The sequence below is a fragment of the Ectopseudomonas composti genome (assembly GCF_900115475.1).
Lineage (GTDB): Bacteria > Pseudomonadota > Gammaproteobacteria > Pseudomonadales > Pseudomonadaceae > Aquipseudomonas > Aquipseudomonas composti.
The window spans coordinates 117140-132890 of the sequence record NZ_FOWP01000015.1; the positions used below are offsets into that span (position 1 = coordinate 117140).

Annotated in this window: 16 protein-coding genes; 11 read left to right on the forward strand and 5 right to left on the reverse strand. The window is 63.3% G+C overall.

Translation table 11 applies throughout. The features are described 5' to 3' along the window. Nucleotides 1-41 precede the first annotated feature (41 nt). The 6 genes from BM059_RS21995 (at nucleotide 42) to BM059_RS22015 (ending at nucleotide 5899) form a co-directional block, all read left to right on the forward strand. Nucleotides 42-1247 carry an MFS transporter gene (locus tag BM059_RS21995; protein ID WP_037002515.1) on the forward strand — a complete coding sequence of 402 codons (1206 nt, stop codon included), beginning with the start codon at nucleotides 42-44 and terminating at the stop codon, nucleotides 1245-1247. After that, nucleotides 1244-1369, forward strand: a complete 126-nt coding sequence (locus BM059_RS25770; protein WP_264294431.1) for a hypothetical protein — start codon at nucleotides 1244-1246, stop codon at nucleotides 1367-1369. The genes BM059_RS21995 and BM059_RS25770 overlap by 4 nt, the downstream gene beginning before the upstream one ends. A 62-nt stretch (nucleotides 1370-1431) precedes the next feature. Beyond that, complete coding sequence (locus BM059_RS22000) at nucleotides 1432-1983, forward strand: glutathione peroxidase (protein ID WP_037002514.1); 552 nt, start codon at nucleotides 1432-1434, stop codon at nucleotides 1981-1983. A 127-nt stretch (nucleotides 1984-2110) separates the two neighbouring features. Continuing rightward, nucleotides 2111-3037, forward strand: a complete 927-nt coding sequence (locus BM059_RS22005; protein ID WP_074941352.1) for an esterase/lipase family protein — start codon at nucleotides 2111-2113, stop codon at nucleotides 3035-3037. A 42-nt stretch (nucleotides 3038-3079) separates the two neighbouring features. Continuing rightward, nucleotides 3080-4138 carry a lipase secretion chaperone gene (locus BM059_RS22010; protein WP_074941353.1) on the forward strand — a complete coding sequence of 353 codons (1059 nt, stop codon included), beginning with the start codon at nucleotides 3080-3082 and terminating at the stop codon, nucleotides 4136-4138. Between the two features lie 12 nt (nucleotides 4139-4150). After that, entirely contained in the window at nucleotides 4151-5899 is a 1749-nt protein-coding gene (locus BM059_RS22015; protein ID WP_074941354.1) for a hybrid sensor histidine kinase/response regulator, read from the forward strand. Here BM059_RS22015 and BM059_RS22020 read toward each other — a convergent pair whose 3' ends face one another. The 4 genes from BM059_RS22020 to BM059_RS22035 form a co-directional block, all read right to left on the reverse strand. Further along, nucleotides 5900-6511 carry a response regulator transcription factor gene (locus BM059_RS22020; RefSeq protein WP_074941355.1) on the reverse strand — a complete coding sequence of 204 codons (612 nt, stop codon included), beginning with the start codon at nucleotides 6509-6511 and terminating at the stop codon, nucleotides 5900-5902. Nucleotides 6512-6574: 63 nt separating this feature from the next. Continuing rightward, entirely contained in the window at nucleotides 6575-7834 is a 1260-nt protein-coding gene (locus BM059_RS22025; RefSeq protein ID WP_074941356.1) for an OmpP1/FadL family transporter, read from the reverse strand. A gap of 153 nt (nucleotides 7835-7987) precedes the next feature. Continuing rightward, nucleotides 7988-8467 (reverse strand): hypothetical protein, encoded by a 480-nt coding sequence (locus tag BM059_RS22030; protein ID WP_037002508.1) that lies wholly within the window; start codon nucleotides 8465-8467, stop codon nucleotides 7988-7990. Nucleotides 8468-8665: 198 nt separating this feature from the next. Continuing rightward, a complete protein-coding gene (locus BM059_RS22035) occupies nucleotides 8666-9520 on the reverse strand; it encodes a sulfurtransferase (RefSeq protein ID WP_037002505.1) in 855 nt (284 codons plus the stop codon). A gap of 331 nt (nucleotides 9521-9851) precedes the next feature. Between BM059_RS22035 and gdhA the strand changes: the two genes are divergently transcribed. Then, nucleotides 9852-11189 (forward strand): NADP-specific glutamate dehydrogenase, encoded by a 1338-nt coding sequence (gdhA, locus tag BM059_RS22040; RefSeq protein ID WP_074941357.1) that lies wholly within the window; start codon nucleotides 9852-9854, stop codon nucleotides 11187-11189. A 130-nt stretch (nucleotides 11190-11319) separates the two neighbouring features. After that, nucleotides 11320-12000, forward strand: coding sequence for a spermidine synthase (locus BM059_RS22045; protein ID WP_074941358.1), 681 nt, complete (start codon nucleotides 11320-11322; stop codon nucleotides 11998-12000). A gap of 93 nt (nucleotides 12001-12093) precedes the next feature. Here BM059_RS22045 and BM059_RS22050 read toward each other — a convergent pair whose 3' ends face one another. After that, complete coding sequence (locus BM059_RS22050) at nucleotides 12094-13155, reverse strand: SMP-30/gluconolactonase/LRE family protein (RefSeq protein ID WP_122950748.1); 1062 nt, start codon at nucleotides 13153-13155, stop codon at nucleotides 12094-12096. Nucleotides 13156-13286: 131 nt separating this feature from the next. Between BM059_RS22050 and rnd the strand changes: the two genes are divergently transcribed. Genes rnd through BM059_RS22065 form a run of 3 tightly spaced genes read left to right on the forward strand, consistent with a single transcriptional unit; the run spans nucleotide 13287 to nucleotide 15646 of the window. After that, nucleotides 13287-14420 (forward strand): ribonuclease D, encoded by a 1134-nt coding sequence (gene rnd, locus BM059_RS22055; RefSeq protein WP_074941359.1) that lies wholly within the window; start codon nucleotides 13287-13289, stop codon nucleotides 14418-14420. Next, a complete protein-coding gene (locus BM059_RS22060; protein ID WP_074941360.1) occupies nucleotides 14417-14710 on the forward strand; it encodes a YcgL domain-containing protein in 294 nt (97 codons plus the stop codon). The genes rnd and BM059_RS22060 overlap by 4 nt, the downstream gene beginning before the upstream one ends. 3 nt (nucleotides 14711-14713) lie before the next feature. After that, nucleotides 14714-15646 (forward strand): D-2-hydroxyacid dehydrogenase, encoded by a 933-nt coding sequence (locus BM059_RS22065; RefSeq protein ID WP_074941361.1) that lies wholly within the window; start codon nucleotides 14714-14716, stop codon nucleotides 15644-15646. Nucleotides 15647-15751 lie beyond the last annotated feature (105 nt).

Here is a 15751-nt window from a genome sequence, read left to right on the forward strand (position 1 = left end):
CTGCTTGAACGACCGCTAACGGCCGTTCGCTGGAGATTCCGATGACCACTGCATGGCGTTCAACCACCTGGCTGCTGCTCGGCGCCTCGCTGATCCTGGCGCTGTCGCTTGGTACGCGCCATGGCTTTGGCCTGTTCCTGCCGCCGATGAGTGCGGAGTTTGGCTGGGGTCGTGAGGTGTTCGCCTTCGCCATCGCCCTGCAAAACCTGATCTGGGGCATCGCTCAGCCGATTACCGGTGCACTGGCCGACCGCTTCGGGGCGCGCAAGGCCATCGTCGTCGGCGGTGTGCTGTACATGCTCGGCCTGATGCTGATGGGCATGGCCGATTCGCCGCTGTCGCTGTCGTTGAGCGCCGGTTTGCTGATCGGTATCGGATTGTCCGGCACGTCGTTCTCGGTGATCCTGGGTGTGGTGGGGCGCGCCGTGCCGCCGGAGAAACGTAGCATGGCCATGGGCATTGCCGCAGCAGCAGGCTCGTTCGGGCAGTTCGCCATGCTGCCGGGCACGCTCGGGCTGATCGGCTGGCTGGGTTGGTCGGCAGCACTGCTGGCGCTGGGGCTGCTGGTAGCATTGATGATTCCGCTGGCGGTGATGATCAAGGAGACGCCACCACCGGCGAGCAATGGCCCGCAGCAGACGCTGGTCGAAGCGCTGCGCGAGGCCACTAGCCACTCGGGCTTCTGGTTGCTGGCGCTGGGTTTCTTCGTCTGTGGTTTCCAGGTGGTGTTCGTTGCCGTGCACCTGCCGGCGTACCTGGTCGACCACCATTTGCCAGCACTGACTGGCACCACGGTGCTGGCGCTGGTCGGCTTGTTCAATATCTTCGGCACTTACATTGCCGGCTGGCTCGGTGGGCGTATGTCCAAGCCGCGTCTGCTCAGCGTCCTGTACCTGCTGCGTGGTGTGGTGATCACGCTATTTCTGCTGGCGCCGCTGACGCAGTGGAGTGCCTACCTGTTCGGTATCGCCATGGGCCTGCTGTGGCTGTCTACCGTGCCGCTGACCAACGGAACCGTGGCGACCCTGTTCGGCGTGCGCAACCTGTCGATGCTCGGCGGTATCGTGTTCCTGTTCCACCAGCTCGGTTCCTTCCTCGGTGGCTGGCTGGGCGGCTACCTCTACGACACCACTGGCAGCTATGACCTGGTCTGGCAGATTTCCATCGGCCTGAGCCTGATGGCCGCCGCGCTCAACTGGCCGGTGCGTGAAGTGCCGGTAGCACGGCTGCAAGGTGCGCCGGCGTGAGCCACAAGGTACTGCTGTTCGCCGGCCTGACGCTGGGCCTTGGTCTACTGTTGGCGCTGGCCTGGTGGGGCTGGCGCCAGGGTGGGCTGGCCTTGCTACAGCTGGGTGTCGGCATCTGCTAGTTGCTTGCGGCTGGGCCTGCGAGTAGCGTGGTGAGACTGCGTTATTGCCTGAGGTCACTGCCATGTCTCTTCGCCGTCTTGCCTGTTCCTTGTTGCTGTCCAGCCTGGCGCTGCCGGTTCTGGCCGCCGAGTGTCCGGCCATGCTCCAGGGGGAACTGCCCAAACTGCGGACCAAGGATGCCAGTGTCGATTTGTGCCAGTTCGCCGGTAAGCCATTGGTGGTAGTAAACACGGCCAGCTTTTGCGGCTTCACCCCGCAATTCAAAGGGCTCGAGGCCCTGTACCAGCGTTACAAGGATCAGGGGCTAGAAGTGCTGGGCGTGCCATCCGACGATTTCCGCCAGGAGTCCGCTGACAGCAAGGAGACGGCGACCGTCTGCTACGTCAACTATGGCGTGACCTTCACCATGACTGAACCGCAACCCGTCTCCGGTGCCAACGCCATTGCGTTGTTCAAGGGCCTGGCCGAGCAGAGTCGACAGCCACGCTGGAACTTCTTCAAGTACGTGGTCGATCGCCAGGGCAAGGTGGTGGCGAGCTTCTCCAGCCTGACCAAGCCCGATGATCCCGAGCTGATCGCTGCAGTAGAAAAGGCGATCGCTTCGCAACCCTGAGAGCCTTTCCGCTTCACGGCCCTTCACCCATCTGGGCGATGGGCCGTATCCGCTTGCCTGCCTAGACTGGCCAGGCGCCGGACGCAGTTCACCCGGCGTGCCCTACAAGAACAATAAGGAGGCACCCATGCGTCGCGTCTATACCACTGCCCTGGCAACTCTCGCTCTGCTTGGCGCCGTCGAGGCCCAGGCCAACTACACCAAGACCAAGTATCCGATCGTGCTGGTGCACGGCGTGACCGGTTTCAACACTATCGGCGGTCTGGTCAACTACTTCCACACCATTCCCTGGAACCTCGAACGCGATGGCGCCCGGGTTTACGTCGCCAGCGTCGCCGCGTTCAACGATAGTGAGCAGCGCGGTGCCGAGCTGGCCCGGCAGATCGTGCCTTGGGCTGCAGCCGGTGGCGGCAAGGTCAATTTGATCGGTCACAGCCAGGGTTCGCCGACCTCGCGTGTGGCGGCTTCGCTGCGCCCGGATCTGGTGGCCTCGGTGACCTCGATCAACGGCGTCAACAAGGGCTCGAAGGTAGCCGATGTGGTGCGCGGCGTGCTGCCGCCGGGCAGTGGTATCGAAGGCGGTGCCAATGCCATCGCCAACGCCCTCGGCTCGGTGATCAACCTGCTGTCTGGTTCGAGCAATCCGCAAAACGGCATCAATGCGCTGGGTACCCTGACCACCCCGGGAACCACTGCGCTGAACGGTCGCCATCCGTGGGGCGTAAACAACAGCAGCTACTGCGCCAAGTCCACCGAGGTGCAAAACGTGCGCGGGCATAGCATCCGCTATTACTCCTGGACCGGTAACTCGTCCTATACCAACGTGTTCGACGCGGCCGACCCCTTCCTCGCCTTCACTGGCCTGGTGTTTGGTAGCGAGAAGAACGACGGTCTGGTGGGCGTGTGCTCCAGCTATCTGGGGCAGGTGATCGGCGACGACTACAACATGAACCACGTCGATGCGATCAACCACCTGTTCGGCATTCGTGGCTGGACCGAGCCAGTGTCGCTGTATCGCCAGCATGCCAATCGCCTGAAGAACAAGGGCGTCTGATCCCGGTGAAGGCGGCGGGGTAACCCGCCGCAGTGAGGTTGCATGTCCAAGTTCTTCAGTCTGTCCCTGGTCGCCGTGGCGGTGGCTGGCGGCCTTACCTTGTACTGGCGCTGGCCGGCAGCGGTGCCCGAGGTGTTGCCAGCTGCCGCTGTCGTCGTGCCGTCACGGCAGTCGTCGACCGAGCGGCTTTCGCTCCCCGCCGCCAAGGCGCCTGCTGAGGCGCAATCGTCAATTACCGCGACCTTGCCCAGCCTGGCCGATACCGAAGTGGACGGCCAGCTACGTACCGATGCGGCCGGCAATCTGGTGCTGGACCTGGCGCTGCGCGATTACTTCGATTACTTCCTCAGTGCGGTCGATCATTCCGGGCTCGATACGGTGATCGAGGCCTTGCTGGCAGACGCTCACCAGCGTCTGACGGAGCCGGCGCTCGGGCAGATGATCGGCCTGCTTGGCGACTACCTCGACTACAAGCGTGCCAGTATGGCGCTGATGCAGCAGCCGTTGGAGGCCCGTCAGCAGGTCGACCCGCAGGCGCAGTTGCAGGCGCTGCAATCGGCTTTTGCACGCATGGACGAGCTGCGTCGTGCGCATTTCTCTGCCGCTGCGCAGGAGGCACTGTTCGGCGCCGAACAGGCTTACGCGCGCTATACCCTCGACAGCCTTGCGTTGCAGCAGCGTGATGACCTCGGTGAGGCGCAGCGCACGCAGATGCTCGAACAGTTGCGTGCGCGTCTGCCCGATGCGCTGCGAGAAAGCGAGCAGCGCCAGCAGCTCGCACTGGAGCAATTGCAGCACAGTGAGCAGTTGTGGCGTGATGGTGCGGATGAGCAGCAGGTGCGCGAGTTCCTGGCGATGACCTATGATCCGGATACCGTGCAGCGTCTGCTCGACGAGCAGCGTCATGAGCGCGATTGGCAGCAGCACTACCAGGCCTATCGCAATGAGTTGGCCAGCCTGCAAGGCCGGGGGCTGAGCGAGGCAGATGGCGAGCAGTTGCAACGCCAGCTGCGCGAGCGGCTGTTCAGCAGTGAAGACCGACACCGTGTGGAAACCTATGACGCCATCGCCGCGAAGCAGCCGGAGCCGCTCGATCCCTGACGGATACCGCCCATGAGTGAGCGCCTGCTGCTGGCCCAGCAGCGCCGCGGCTATCGCTCACTGCGTTTCGTTGCCGAGCTGGAGGCGGGCTTTGCCGAGCATCGGGTGCAGCGCATTCGTCGGCGTTTGCCCCTGATCGCTCCTATCGCTGCGTCGTTCCAGTTGATCTATGCGCTGCTGGATTTTCTCCTGATGCCACTGGCGGTCAGCCTGTCGGTGTTACCGCTGCGCATGCTTGCACTGGTGGCGCTGGCGCTGTCCTTTTTCTACTGTCGCCGGATCGAGGCGCCGTCTGCCAGGGTGTCGTCGGTCTATGCCGCGGCCTACTGGGTCAACGGCGTCAGCGTGGCGCTGATCGTGCATCTGTGCTGGCAGCAGGGCGTGGCGATGCCCTATGACGGTCTGTTCCTCATCCTGCTGTTCGGTTACGCCTTGCTGGGGCTGTCGTTCCGGGTCATCAGCCTGTGCAGCTGGAGCTTCTGTTTGCTGTTCATCGGTATCGGCGTGCTGTTCGGCGAAACCGGAGGCGAGCAGGCCTACCAAGGGTTGTTTCTATTCTGCGCCAACCTGATCGGCAGCGTCGGCGCCTATATGCAGGAGCACGGCCAGCGCGGCGCCTGGCTGAACCTGCGCCTGCTCGATCTGGCGCGCCAGCGCGCCGAGGCCGACGACGCGCGCAAGCTGCGTCTGCTAGCTGCAGCCAGCCACGATCTGCGTCAGCCGCTCAACGCCATGGGGCTGTACGCCGAGCATCTGGTGGCGCAGGGCGGCGACCAGCAGACCCGGCTGATCAGCGCGCGCCTGGCTGCATCGGTGGAGCAATTGGGGCGTCTGCTGCAATCTTTGCTCGACTACACCCGCCTGACCTTGCCAGGTGGTGTGCAGGCCAGGCCGCATGCCTTCGCCTTGCGTCCATTGCTCGAACGGCTGATTGCAGAAGTGGCGCCGGAGGCGCAACAGCAGCGGCTGCAGCTGGAGTTGCGCTGTTATGATTGCGGCGTGCACAGCGACCCGCTGTTGTTGGAACGCCTGCTGCGCAACCTGCTGAACAATGCGCTGCTGCACGCACAAGCGCAGCACCTGAGGTTGAGCGCAGCACCTGATGGCGACCAGATAGTGCTGGAGCTGGCCGATGATGGCCGCGGTCTCAGTGAGGCAGAGCAGGCCTTGGTGTTCGAGGAGTTTCGCCAACTGGACAATCCCGGACGCAATGCCGAGCGCGGACTCGGTCTTGGTCTGGCCATCGTGCGGCAACTGGCCGATGTGCTGGAGCATCGGTTGCAGCTGCACTCGCAGTTGGGCGATGGCGCACGTTTCGTTCTGCGTATGCCGGCTGCCGAGGTGCCAGCACCCGCGCCGCGCGCGGATGTTGCCCTGGCGCTACAGGGGCGAGTGCTGCTGCTCGAAGATGACCCGGCCGGGCGTGAGGCCCTGGCTGGTCTGTTACGTCGCTGGGGCTGCGAGGTGCAGGCTTGCGCTGACCTGGCCAGTGCGCTGCAGGCCCTGCGTGTCGATACGCCGCAGTTGCTGATCAGTGACTACCGGCTGGCCGAGCAGGAGGATGGCCTGCAGGCCATCGAGCGCCTGCGCGAGGCGGCCGGGCAGATGTTGCCTGCGCTGCTGATCAGCGCTGACCTGAGCCCGGAGTTGCACGAACGCTGCTTGCCCGCGCACGTCATTCCCCTGGGCAAGCCGCTGTTACCGGCACGTTTGCGTCAGGTGCTGGCCACTCAGTTGCGAGCACGCCAGACCGTCAGTTGATCATAGCCAGCCACGCTGGCGGGCGGCACTGACGCAGGCGGTGCGGGTATGCACGGCGAAGGTTTCGAACAGTGCCTTGAGGTGGGTCTTCACCGTGTCCTCGGCCAGGCCCAACTGACGGCTGATGGCCTTGTTCGGCAGGCCTTCGGCCAGTAGCTGGAGAATCTCCAGCTGTCTCGGTGTCAGCGGTGAGGCGCTGCTCGGCGCTGGCAGGGTTTCACCCAGCAAGACGCGGGTCACCGCCTGACGCAGGGCGTTGCCATCGGAGCTCTTGGGGATGAAACCGAGTGCGCCAGCGGACAGTGCTGCCTGTGCTTCCAGTGCGGAATCACTGGCACTGAGGATCGCCACCGGTGTGCTCTCGCCACGTGCCATCCAGCGCTGCAGCAACTCGATGCCGGGCTCATCAGGCAGGCGCAGGTCGAGCAGGATCAGGTCATAGCTGTGCTGGCGCAGGCGCTGTTCGGCTTCGACGGCGCTGTGCGCGGTGTGGATCTGCAGGTTTTCGCTGAGCGGTGACAAGGCCAGGGACAGGCCATCGAGGAAGATGCGGTGGTCGTCGACCAGCAGCAAGCGGAGATTGTCGGGCAGGGTGGTGCAGAGGGCAGTCATGATGTTCTCACGCGGCTTTTATTGTTGTTCTGCCGCGTGAGTTTATCTAATCCAGCGCCCGGATTAGAAGCGATAGCTGAGCGAAGCACCGAGACCGTGTGCACTGTTCTTGTAACGTGCACTGTAGGTGCCACGGCTGGCACTGGTGTGGTTCACATCCACCGATTCCTCCTGCAGATAGGAGTAGGCCACGTCGATGGTCATGTCCTGGTTCGGACTCCAACCGGCGCCGACGCTGAAGATGGTACGGTCACCGGAGGGCACGCGCGGCGAGCGGTCGACGTTGTTGGTCGGTGACTGGTCGATGGCGATACCGGTGCGCAGCGTCCACTGCGAATTGACCTTGTACGACAGGCCGACCGCATGCGCCCAGGTGTCGTGCCAGTTCTGCTCTTCGACGATGGTGGAGAGGTTGGCAGGCAGGGTAGCGGAGTCGTTCTCCACGCGGATTTCCTTGAAGCGGCTCCAGCGTGTCCAGGTGCTGCCGACATGCAGCGTCAGCGCGTCGGTCAGATCGTGGGTGATCGACATGTCCACCGACTCGGGTGTGGTCAGGTCCAGATTGGCGTCGTACTTGCCGGAGATGCCAGCTAGAGCGGGAGCTTCGACTTTGGTATCGCCATCAAGCTTGTATTTCACTCTCGAGTGGTAGGTGATACCTGCGCGGGTATGTGGAGTGAATTCGTACAGCACGCCGGCGTTGAAACCAACGGCGATGTCGTCACCCTTGACCTTCACCTTGCCATCGCCGAGCGGTGTGAACAGGGAGGAGGTCAGTTCCCCTTCGATGTGGTTGAAGGTGGGGCCGAAACCGACCGATAGCTTGTCGTTGAAGCGGTAGCTCAGGGTCGGCTGCACGGTAATCACCCGCACGTAGCTCTTGTCGGCGTAGTAGCGGCCCTGAAAGCTGCTCTCGTAGTCGGTCATCAGGCCAAAGGGCACGTATACGCCGAGGCCGAAGGCGACCTTGTCGTCCAGTGGCTTGACGTAGTAACCCATGGGGACGCCAGTTGCCGGCACCATATCGCCGTCGTTGCTGCCGCTGATCGGGCCGCCCGGGGAGCTGGCGCTGACCCGGTCGATATCACTTTTGGCATGAATCGCCGCCGCCCCGACATACACTTCATCGCGCTTGAGGCGGGCCATGCCAGCGGGGTTGCCGAACACGGTGCTGGCGTCATCGGCTGATGATGAGCGTCCGGCGAATGAGGTACCCATGCCGGAAATGCTTTGCTCGTTGAGGGCGAAGCCGCTGGCGAAGCCATGGCTCGAGGTGGCGGTGATGGCGACAGCCAGGCCGGTCTTGAGAAGACGGTTGCTCACGGGGGAGGCTCCTGTGGTGAGGCAAGGGGGGCGCACGCTACAGTTTTTCCTGACCCCTGCCAAGGCGCTGAAGTTCCCGAAATAGAGCGTATTGTCGGACAAATAGGTTTAATTCTGTGTGGATCTTTCACGCGTCATTTTCTGACGATTTGGTCAGGCAACCTGGCTCACTGGTTCGATGCAGCGTTGCCAGGCTTCGAGAAAATCGCGCTGACGTCCTTGCGGCTGAAACACCTTGCACCAGATGCGGCCCATGGCCAGCAGGTCGTCGGCGGCTGGCAGCTCCAGGTTTTCACGCTCGATCAACATCCAGGCAATGGCTGTGGCGTAACGCAGATTGACCGTCAGCTCCAGGTGCGGCGCTTCGAGAAAGGCATGCTGGCTGGCGAGGCCGCGGACACGGCTGGCAAGTTCCGGGTCGAACGCCAGGTGCTTGTCCCAGAGTGTTTGGTGGTGTTGTTCGCTGATGCGATACAGGCCGTGGCCTTGCGGGGCATCCAGCTCACTGCCCAGTGCCGACTGGCAGGCCGCAGCTCCCAGAAGTAGCGCTTCGGCCGTAGCACTATGACGTTCGAGGTAGAGCAGGGTAGGGCGGATTACGTGTTGGCTGAGATCGCAGGCGGCAATTCCCATGGCATCCTCGAAAGAGTGCCGGTGGAGGCCGGGCGCGTGGCAGCTGTTCTAGTGGCTTTTCGATAAAGGCCCCACCGGGAGCGGGGTTAGCCGCTCATTTTCAAGTCTAGTGGGATATTTCAGCTGTAAAAGGCTGTTTTTAAATTGATTCCGGATTTGAGTTATTGGGCATATTTCGTTTGGTGCTTAAAAATTCGGTCAGTCTCCGCTGGCAATCGGATGCGTGGGATCGGTGATCCACTCGCTCCAGGAGCCGGCATAGAGCGGCGCCAGCGGATAACCGGCAAGGCTCATGGCGAACAGGTTATGGCAGGCGGTGACGCCTGAGCCGCAGTAGGCGACCAGATTTTCCGGCGGCCGCTCGCCGCGCAGTGTGTCGAAGCGCTCGCGTAAAGCGGCTGGCGCAAGGAAACGACCATCGGCACCGAGGTTGTCGGTGAACACGGCGCACTGGGCGCCAGGAATGTGTCCGGCGACCGGGTCGAGCGGTTCGACCTCGCCACGAAAGCGCGGTAGAGCCCGCGCATCGAGCAGGGTCAGGTCGGGATTGCCCAGGCGCAGCGCCAACTGCTCAGCCGTCAGTATCAGACTGCTGTCGGGTTGCGCTGAAAAGTTGCCGGGAGCGTTGCTTGGTGGCGCGCTGGTCAGTTCCTGGCCGGCTTCGCGCCAGGCTTTCAGGCCACCATCGAGCAGGTACAGTCCATCACGCTTGCCGAGCCAGATAAGCAGCCACCAGGCACGTGCGGCGAAGGCGCCGGGACCGTCGTCATACAGCACGACCTGGCTGTCTGCACGCAGACCACAGCTGCGCAGACGCTCGATCAGTGCGCTTGGGTCCGGTAGCGGGTGGCGACCGGTCACGCCCTTGACCACCGGGGCGGAAAGGTCCTGTTCCAGATCGAGAAAGTGCGCGCCCGGGATATGCCCGTCGAGGTAGCTGCGGCGTCCATAGGCCGGGTCTTCGAGGGCGAAGCGGCAGTCCAGCACCAGCAGGTCGTCCTGGCCAAGGCGTCGTTGAAGTTGTTCCGTGCTGATCAGTTGAGCGAGTGGCATGGTGCCTCCTGTGTCGTAGCAAGGTTTGCAGCATCATACCGTTCAGCCTGCTATCGGATCCTCCACGAAGAAGGAACCTTTAAGGCTCATTCGGTCTATCAGTAATCCAGTGGTGATCGCTGGTTCAGATTGAATGATCGATATGAGTGCGTAAAAAGCCATTATTTGGTGCGATTTTGATTTGGCATAACGGCTAAACAGAGCGGAAAAAATCTCAGTCGGCGGTGTTATGCACTAAAAAGTTTCATCAAGGCGACATTTTGATCTGTTTTGGTGCTTTGCTGCCTGATAGAGTGCCGGCCACTTTGTCTCTGTGGTGTCGAGGTGCCGCATGTCGTTGTCCGTCGATTCTTTCCTGGCGCGCCTGAAGCAGCGCGACCCCGATCAGCCGGAGTTCCACCAGGCGGTGGAAGAGGTGGTGCGCAGTCTGTGGCCCTTCCTCGAGGCCAACCCGCGCTACCGCGAGGCCGGCATTCTCGAACGCATGGTCGAGCCGGAGCGGGCCATTCTGTTTCGCGTGCCGTGGGTCGACGACCGTGGCCAAGTGCAGGTCAACCGCGGCTACCGCATCCAGATGAGCAGCGCCATCGGCCCCTACAAGGGCGGCCTGCGTTTCCACCCCTCGGTGAACCTGGGTGTGCTCAAGTTCCTCGCCTTCGAGCAGGTGTTCAAGAACTCCCTGACCTCGCTGCCCATGGGTGGCGGCAAGGGCGGTGCGGACTTCGACCCCAAGGGCAAGAGCGAAGGCGAGGTGATGCGCTTCTGCCAGTCGTTCATGACCGAGCTGTACCGTCATATCGGCGCCGACCTGGACGTGCCGGCTGGTGACATCGGTGTCGGCGGCCGTGAGATCGGTTACCTGTTCGGCCAGTACAAGCGTTTGTCCAACCAGTTCACTTCGGTGCTGACCGGCAAGGGCCTGAGCTATGGCGGCAGCCTGATTCGTCCGGAGGCCACGGGTTATGGCTGTGTGTACTTCGCTCAGGAGATGCTGCAACGCATCGATCAGGGCTTCGAGGACAAGCGCGTGGCCATCTCCGGTTCTGGCAACGTCGCTCAGTACGCCGCGCAGAAGGTCATGGAGCTGGGCGGGCGGGTGATCTCGCTGTCCGACTCCGAGGGCACCCTGCATGCCGAAGGTGGACTCAGCGATGAACAGTGGCAGTACCTGATGGAGCTGAAGAACGTGCGTCGCGGCCGCCTGCGCGAGATGGCCGAGCACTATGGCTTGCAGTTCCTCACCGGGCAGCGTCCGTGGGGCCTGGCCTGCGATATCGCGCTGCCCTGCGCGACGCAGAACGAGCTGGACAGCGAGGATGCCCGCGCGCTGCTGAAAAACGGCTGCATCTGCGTGGCCGAAGGCGCCAACATGCCCTCGACCCTGGAGGCAGTGGATTTGTTCGTCGAGGCCGGGATCTGTTACGCGCCGGGCAAGGCGTCCAACGCCGGTGGTGTGGCCACCAGCGGCCTGGAAATGAGCCAGAACGCCATGCGCCTGCACTGGAGTGCCGGTGAGGTGGACGAACGTCTGCACGGCATCATGCAGAACATCCACCATGCCTGCGTCCACCATGGTGAGGAGAAGGGCCGCATCAACTACGTCAAGGGTGCCAACATCGCCGGCTTCGTCAAGGTCGCCGATGCCATGCTGGCGCAAGGCGTGGTCTAACTTCATCGATGCATCCACGAGGCCCTGCGTGTGAACGTGGGGCCTTGTCGTTTCTGGCGGGGCTGTGCTGCTCTGCCGATTCAGGCATGCTGCCTGCCTCTTTCGCTCGCTGCACAGGTCTTCACCTCTCATGAAACGTTTTGTCTTGCTCGATACCGCTCCGATTCCCGGCACGAATGGTGCGCTGAATCTGTTCGAGTACGGGGACGATTTCGTGATCAAGATTGCCGGCGGCGATGGCGGGCAACTGATGAATACGCGCATGCACGGCTCGGAAGATGCCCTGGCCGCGATTCCCTGCAAGCAGGTCGCGAGCCGGCCGCAGGTTCGGGTGCTGATCGGCGGTCTGGGCATGGGCTTCACCCTGGCTTCGGCGCTACAGCACCTTGGGGCTGACGCCGAGGTCGCGGTGGCCGAGTTGGTGCCAGGCGTAGTCGAGTGGAACCGTGGCCCGCTGGGAGCGAAGTCCGGTTATCCGTTGAATGATCCGCGTGCAGTGATCGTTCAGGAGGACGTCGCCAAGGTGCTGCAAGCAGCCGAACAGTGTTACGACGCGATCATGCTGGACGTCGACAATGGCCCCGAAGGTCTGACTCAGAAGGGCAATGACTGGCTGTACAGCATGGACGGCCTGCGCCAGTGCGCCAAGGCGCTGAGGCCCAAGGGCATGTTGGCGGTGTGGTCATCCAGCGCCGACCGGGCGTTCTCGGAGAAAGTACGCAAGGCCGGCTTCAAGGGCGAGGCGGTGCAGGTCTATGCCCACGGCAATCGGGGCACGCGGCACACCATCTGGATTGCGCAGAAGGTCTGAGTCTGCAGTCTTTCGCTTCAGCCCACCAACTTGGCGCACCACCGCGAATGTCCGCTCCGCCTTTTCGCTGTCATTCGCCGGTGCAATCTCGTCTCAGTGAATCTGCAGTTTGCCGATTCGATCATTGTCCAGGCTGCCGAAGTACAGGTAGTCGCCCACCGGCTTCACCGAGGTGACCATACGCAGGTGCGTGCCGCTGGTGTCATGCAGGCTGCGGACGATCTCACCTTGCTCGTTGAGGGCGATGGCGAAGCCGTAAGGGATCGCTTTCGGCCACAGGGCGCGGGGTAGCTTGGCCATTTGCGACTTGAGCCAGGGATGGCGATGGAGGAAGTCGGCATCGGCTTTGCGCGGGGTCGGCAGAGCCACCCAGAAAGTGCCCTTGCGGTCGCCTTGCAGGTTGTCCGGTAGGCCCGGCAGGTTGTCGATGAAGATGTCGTGCTGGCCGGCCTTGTCGCCCTTGAGCCAGTAACGGGTGATGCGATAGCGATAGGTCTCGTTGACCAGCACGAAGTCCTCGTTCGCCGACAGCGCCACGCCGTTGGCGAAGTACAGGTCCTTGAGCAATACGTGGGTCTCGCCGCTGGCCGGGTTGTAGCTGAGCAGGCGCCCGTGAGGGCGCGCCTCGAGCAGGTCGAGCAGGTAGTCCGGCTGTTCGAAGCGCGAAGAGGCGTCGCTGAAGTAGATGGTGCCGTCGCTGGCGATGTCCAGGTCGTCGGTGAAGGCGAAGCGCAGGCCATCAGCCTCGGTGGTCAGTACCTTGATCGCGCCTTGCGGATCGATGCTCAGCAGGCCCTTGTAGGCGTCGGCGACGATCAGGTTGCCGCTGGCATCGAAGTTCATGCCCAGCGGGCGGCCGCCGGTATCGGCGAAGGTTTCCAGGCTGTCGTCGTGCAGCACGCGCACGATGCGGCCGTCATGCAGGCCGGCATACACCCGGCCCTGGCTGTCGACCGCGGTGTCTTCCGGGCCATGCACTTGGCCACGCGCCAGCAGCTCGGCCTTCATCAGTGTGTCGTTGGGCTCCAGCACACCCGTCATCGCCGGTGCGGGCGCGGCGTCCCAGGGCAGTGGATCGATCGGGCTGGGGGTCAGGGCCAGGTAGCTGGCCGCTGCGGCCAGCAGCATGACGAGCAGGGCAAGCAGTTTCTTCAGCATTGTTGTTCTTCCGTGTCGGAGGTGGCGCGCGGCACAGATTACACAGTTCCCGTGATCGGTGGCAGGCCGCTGCCCCCTGCGATGGTCTGGGCATATATACTGCGCGGCATTCTAGACGGGAGAGCCGCGTGGCTAACGACATTCACTGGATTCTCGACGACGCCAGCCTGGCCGAGCATTGCGCCGCCTGGCAGGCGCTGCCCTTCGTCGCGTTGGACACCGAGTTCATGCGCGTCGACACCTTCTATCCCATCGCCGGTTTATTGCAGGTCAGCGGTGGCGACGGTGCCTACCTGATCGATCCGCTGCGCATCAGCGACTGGCGACCATTCGCCGCGCTGCTCGAAGCGCCGAGCGTGGTCAAGGTGCTGCACTCGTGCAGTGAAGACCTGGAGGTCTTCCTGCGCCTGACCGGTAGCCTGCCGGCGCCACTGTTCGACACGCAACTGGCCGCCGGTTATCTCAACCTCGGTTTCTCCATGGGTTATTCGCGGCTGGTGCAGGCGTTGCTCGATATCGAGCTGCCCAAGGGCGAAACCCGCTCCGATTGGCTGCAGCGGCCGTTGTCCGAGCTGCAGGTGCGCTACGCTGCCGAAGATGTGCTGCATCTGGTCGAGGTGTACCGTGCGTTGATGGCCCGCCTGGCGCCACAAAAGGTCGAATGGATTGTGCAGGACGGTGCCGAACTGGTGACCAACCTCGGTCGTGAAGTGGCGCCCGAAGACGCCTGGCGCGATGCCAAGCTGGCGTGGAAACTGTCGCGCCAGCAGCAGGCCGTACTGCGCGCCCTGTGCGCCTGGCGTGAGCGTCAGGCGCGCGCGCGCAACCAGCCACGCAATCGCATCCTGCGCGAGCACTCGTTGTGGCCGCTGGCACGCACCCAGCCGGACAACCTGGTGGCACTGGCGCGTATCGAGGACATGCACCCGAAGACCGTGCGTCAGGATGGCGAGACGCTGCTGCAGCTGATTCGTGATGCCGCTGCGCTGCCGCCCGAGCAATGGCCGGAGGCGCTGCCCGAGCCGCTGCCGCTCGAAGCTTCGGCGCTGCTGAAGAAGCTGCGTGTCGTTGGTCAGCGCGAGGGAGAGCGCCTGGATATCGTGCCCGAACTGATGTTGCGCAAGAAGACGCTGGAAGCCTTGCTGAAAACCGGCTTCCCCAATGGTCCGTATCAATTGCCCGAATCCCTGCGCGGCTGGCGCCGGGAGCTGATGGGCCAGGCTCTGTTGGATTGTCTGGCCGCCGAAGGAGAATCCGCGTGAAACGCATCTGTTCCATCTACAAGAGTCCGCGCAAGAACGAGATGTATCTCTACGTGCTCAAGGCCGATGCCCTGGCGCGTGTGCCCGAAGGGCTGCTCAGCGTCTTCGGCCCGCCCGCGCATGCCTTCGACCTAGTGCTCAGCCCCGAGCGTCAGCTGGCGCGCGAGGACATCGCCCAGGTGCTGGAGAACCTCGAGAAGCAAGGCTATCACCTGCAGATGCCGCCGCCCGAGGAGGAGTACATCGAACACCTGCCCGAAGAACTTTTGCGCCGTAACGACCCGGTGTGACCAATGCGCCTGCTGATCGCCGAAGAGGAGCATGCGTTTTACGCCGAGCGCATCCGTAGCGCCTGCCCCGATCTGCAACTGGTCGCCGGCGCGCAGCTCGAGTCGCTGCGTGCGCTGGCTGGCGACTGCGACCTGTGGCTGGGGCAGCCCGACCTGCTCGAGCCCCTATTGCGCGATGGGGTGCGCCCGCAGTGGCTGCAATCGACCTGGGCCGGCATCACGCCACTGCTAGCGCATGGTTTGCCGCGCGATTACCGCCTGACCCGCGCCGTCGGCATCTTCGGGCAGGTGATGGCCGAATACGTGCTGGGGCATCTGCTGGCGCATGAGCGGCGTTTGTTCGCTCGACTGGCGGCGCAGGTCGAGCAGCACTGGGATCACAGCCTGCCGCGCAGCCTGCGCGGGCGCCGCGTGCTGGTGGTCGGTTGCGGCGATATCGGTCAGGCCGTGGCCAGTTTTCTTCAGCCCTTTGGGGTTCAGCTGCGCGGTGTCGCCAGCCAGGCGCGTGAGCAGGCGCCTTTTCTCGACGTTGCAGCCATGGATCAACTGCCGCATCTGGTCGCCTGGGCCGATTACGTGGTCAATCTGCTGCCGGACACGCCGGCCACGCGCGATTTGTACGATGCCCGGCTGCTGGCCCAGTTCCGCCCGCAGGCGGTACTGATCAATGCCGGTCGCGGCGTTGCCGTGGTCGATACCGACCTGGTGGCCGCGCTGGAGCAGAGTCAGTTGGCCGCTGCCGTGATCGATGTGTGCCGCGAAGAGCCTCTGCCGCCCGGTCATGCGTTCTGGACGGCGCCGCGTTTGCTACTCACCGGTCACAGCTCGGCGCCCACCGATCCGGCGTTGATGAGCGAGTTGTTCATCGACAACCTGGCGCGTTGGCAAGCCGGACAGCCGTTACGGGGAGAAGTGGATTTCACCCGCGGTTACTGAGCACCCAGTTGGTGCGCATGGTGTTCAGCCGGGGGACATGGTAAACACCTGTCGGGGGACATGGGTAACAGGTTGATGATCATGTTGCCCGTTGCCTCAGGTCTA

What these genes read in the sequence shown, in the direction of transcription:
- BM059_RS22030 (WP_037002508.1), bottom strand. Translation starts at nt 8,467, where the DNA reads ATGGGAATTGCCGCCTGCGATCTCAGCCAACACGTAATCCGCCCTACC.
- BM059_RS22010 (WP_074941353.1), top strand. Translation starts at nt 3,080, where the DNA reads ATGTCCAAGTTCTTCAGTCTGTCCCTGGTCGCCGTGGCGGTGGCTGGC.
- BM059_RS22045 (WP_074941358.1), top strand. Translation starts at nt 11,320, where the DNA reads ATGAAACGTTTTGTCTTGCTCGATACCGCTCCGATTCCCGGCACGAAT.
- BM059_RS22035 (WP_037002505.1), bottom strand. Translation starts at nt 9,520, where the DNA reads ATGCCACTCGCTCAACTGATCAGCACGGAACAACTTCAACGACGCCTT.
- BM059_RS21995 (WP_037002515.1), top strand. Translation starts at nt 42, where the DNA reads ATGACCACTGCATGGCGTTCAACCACCTGGCTGCTGCTCGGCGCCTCG.
- BM059_RS22015 (WP_074941354.1), top strand. Translation starts at nt 4,151, where the DNA reads ATGAGTGAGCGCCTGCTGCTGGCCCAGCAGCGCCGCGGCTATCGCTCA.
- BM059_RS22005 (WP_074941352.1), top strand. Translation starts at nt 2,111, where the DNA reads ATGCGTCGCGTCTATACCACTGCCCTGGCAACTCTCGCTCTGCTTGGC.
- BM059_RS22000 (WP_037002514.1), top strand. Translation starts at nt 1,432, where the DNA reads ATGTCTCTTCGCCGTCTTGCCTGTTCCTTGTTGCTGTCCAGCCTGGCG.
- BM059_RS22020 (WP_074941355.1), bottom strand. Translation starts at nt 6,511, where the DNA reads ATGACTGCCCTCTGCACCACCCTGCCCGACAATCTCCGCTTGCTGCTG.
- BM059_RS22065 (WP_074941361.1), top strand. Translation starts at nt 14,714, where the DNA reads ATGCGCCTGCTGATCGCCGAAGAGGAGCATGCGTTTTACGCCGAGCGC.
- gdhA (WP_074941357.1), top strand. Translation starts at nt 9,852, where the DNA reads ATGTCGTTGTCCGTCGATTCTTTCCTGGCGCGCCTGAAGCAGCGCGAC.